This is a genomic window from Ilyobacter sp., from assembly GCF_041583315.1.
In the GTDB taxonomy this organism is placed as follows: domain Bacteria; phylum Fusobacteriota; class Fusobacteriia; order Fusobacteriales; family Fusobacteriaceae; genus Ilyobacter.
The window spans coordinates 1-3020 of the sequence record NZ_JBFHGC010000362.1 but is presented as its reverse complement, the minus strand read 5'-3'; the positions used below and the strand labels follow the sequence as shown (position 1 = coordinate 3020).

3 protein-coding genes and 1 pseudogene are annotated in these 3020 nt (G+C 37.3%); all 4 read left to right on the top strand.

Annotation, left to right across the window (positions count from 1 at the left end):
• Positions 1 to 273, top strand: a pseudogene (locus ABZA26_RS11410) (branched-chain amino acid ABC transporter permease); the annotation flags it as partial.
• 7 nt (positions 274 to 280) lie between these two features.
• Positions 281 to 1270 (top strand): branched-chain amino acid ABC transporter permease, encoded by a 990-nt coding sequence (locus ABZA26_RS11405; protein WP_372714648.1) that lies wholly within the window; start codon positions 281 to 283, stop codon positions 1268 to 1270.
• On the top strand, positions 1251 to 2015 hold the full coding sequence (locus ABZA26_RS11400; protein ID WP_372714647.1) for an ABC transporter ATP-binding protein: 765 nt from the start codon (positions 1251 to 1253) through the stop codon (positions 2013 to 2015). Before ABZA26_RS11405 ends, ABZA26_RS11400 begins: the two co-directional genes overlap by 20 nt.
• A gap of 1 nt (position 2016) precedes the next feature.
• The gene (locus ABZA26_RS11395; protein WP_372714646.1) at positions 2017 to 2718 is read left to right on the top strand and encodes an ABC transporter ATP-binding protein; all 702 of its coding nucleotides are present in this window, start codon (positions 2017 to 2019) and stop codon (positions 2716 to 2718) included.
• The last annotated feature ends 302 nt before the right edge of the window (positions 2719 to 3020 follow it).

Here is a 3020-nt window from a genome sequence, read left to right as displayed (position 1 = left end):
GGAGGAATCCTGGTAGGAATAGCTTATCCAAGGATCGAACCATATATGGGTATAATGCCGGGACTAAAAGCTTTCGTAGCGGCAGTTCTTGGTGGTATAGGGGTGCTGCCTGGTGCAATGCTCGGAGGATTGGTAATGGGTGTGGCAGAGACATTTACCAAGGCATTTATTTCTACGAAGCTTTCTGATGCCATTATTTTCAGTATACTGATAGTGGTACTTATCGTAAAGCCAGACGGGCTTTTAGGAAAGCAAATCAAAGAGAAGGTGTAGGTGGATTATGAAAAAATTAAAGAATTTGAAATTTATTTTGGGAATAGGAGTAATTGCCATTTACAGCATTCTTTTCGTGCTTATTCAGACAGGAACTTTAAATCCGTATTATGGCCAGATACTTATTGTATTGGGAATAAATATTATACTGGCAGTTAGCCTGAATCTTGTAATCGGATTTACGGGACAGCTTGCTTTGGGACATGCAGGGTTCATGTCTATAGGTGGATATACTGCTGCTATTATGAGTCTTAACTATCATCTGCCGTTTATTCTGTCCCTTGTTATAGGCGGACTGGTTTCTGCAGTTATAGGATTTCTGATAGGAATGCCTATACTCAGACTAAAGGGAGATTATCTTGCTATTACAACTCTTGGTTTCGGAGAGATAATCAGGGTAGCTATAGTAAATATGGACTTTTTAGGAGGGCCTAGAGGTCTTGCTGGAATTCCTAAAAAAACAAACTTCACATGGGTTTATTTTATAACTCTGTTTACAGTTATTGTCATCTATAACATAATAAGGTCACCTTACGGAAGAGCTATGCTTTCTATAAGAGAAGACGAGATAGCATCTGAATCCATGGGTATAAACACAACGAAACATAAGATGCTGGCTTTTGTGATAGCATCATTCTTTGCAGGAATAGCAGGTGGACTTTATGCTCATCAGTTTATGTTCTTAGATCCAAAATCTTTTGATTTCCTAAAATCTTTTGAAATATTGACATTTGTTGTTTTCGGTGGAATGGGAAGTCTTTCTGGAAGTGTAATGGCAACCACAGTTCTTACATATCTTCCTGAAATTCTACGTGCCTTTGCTGAATACAGAATGATAATTTATGCAGCATCTCTTGTAATATTGATGCTATTCAGACCTCAGGGAATAATGGGTAACAAGGAAATAAACCTTAAAGCCATAAAAGAATTTATTTTATGTAAATTTGGAAAATGTAAAAGAAAAGGGGGTGTTTCTAATGTCACTATTGAAGGCTGATAATTTGACGATGCAATTTGGAGGTATAACCGCTGTTTCTGATTTTTCCATAGAAGTAGGAGAAAATGAACTGATGGGTCTTATCGGGCCTAATGGTGCAGGAAAGACAACTGTTTTCAATATGCTGACAGGAGTTTATAAACCCACTAAAGGTAATATTAATTTTTCAGGAGAAGATATTACTGGGCTTAAGCCTTATGAGATAACCAGAAAAAAAGCAGCGAGGACATTTCAGAATGTAAGACTTTTTAAAGACCTGTCGGTGATAGATAACGTAAAAATATCTCTCACATATCAGATAGAGTTGAGTCTTTTTGACAGTATATTCAGAACACCTAAATTTTATAAGGTGGAAAAAGAGATACATGAAAAATCTATGAGAATCCTTGAAATTTTTAAATTGGACGGAAAGTCAGAAGAGTACGCTAACAATCTTCCTTACGGGGAACAGCGTAGATTAGAAATAGCAAGAGCACTGGCAGCTTCTCCAAAGCTTCTTTTGTTGGATGAGCCGGCGGCAGGTATGAATCCACAAGAAACACAGGAACTCATGGAGCTTATAACCTGGATAAAAGAGGAGTTTAAAATAGCTATTTTATTGATAGAACATGATATGAAGCTCGTAATGGGAATCTGTGAAAAGATACTTGTACTGGATTATGGTAAAATTCTTACAGTTGGAACTCCAGAAGAGGTAAAGAATAACCCAGAAGTAATAAAAGCATATTTGGGTGAGGAGGATTAAAATGTTAGAAATAAAAAACTTAAATCTTCACTATGGGGTAATACATGCCCTCAGAGATATAAATGTAAAGGTTAATAAAGGAGAAATTGTAACCCTAATAGGTGCCAACGGTGCAGGTAAAAGTTCTACTCTCAGAGCTTTGTCAGGTCTTGAAAAAATAAGTTCCGGAGAGATATTGTTTGAGGGAAAAGACATATCTAAAAAACCGGCAAATGAAATAGTGGCAATGGGAATGTCCCACGTACCAGAGGGAAGAAGAGTTTTTGCCAATCTGACTGTACATGAAAACCTGGAGTTGGGAGCATATCTCAGAAAAGACAAGGATGTGAAGAAGGATATTCAGCTGATACTGGATAAATTCCCAAGACTGAGAGAAAGACTTTACCAGAGGGCCGGAACACTCAGTGGTGGAGAACAGCAGATGCTGGCTATGGGAAGAGCCCTGATGATAAAACCTCAACTTCTCCTTCTAGATGAACCCTCTATGGGTCTGGCTCCTATAATTGTAAAAAATATATTTGATATTATACAGGAGATAAATAAAAACGGGACAACAGTTCTCCTGGTGGAGCAGAATGCCCATGCAGCTCTAAAAATAGCTCACAAGGCCTACGTACTGGAAACAGGATCTATAGTATATGAGGGAGATGCCAAGACTTTGCTCGAAGATGATACTATAAGAAGTGCTTATCTGGGAGAGTAACAGAGAGATTTTATAGTCCATAAATATTTAAATGTAATTTAATTATCAATGGCCAATATGCATATGAGCCCTAGGTCAGGGTCAAGGTGATATTTTTATGTCACCCTGGATTTTGACCACAGGGCTCTTTTATATTTTTGTAATTGACGGATACATATCACCAGAATATCTATTTCATAAAAAAAAGCTTTAATTTTCAAGGGGTATGTATTATAATGTGAAAGAAAACTAGTAGTAATTTAGGAGGAAAAAATGGTAGGATTTCTAACAGCTTTGCTCTTTATCTTTGCTCTTTCCCTCAT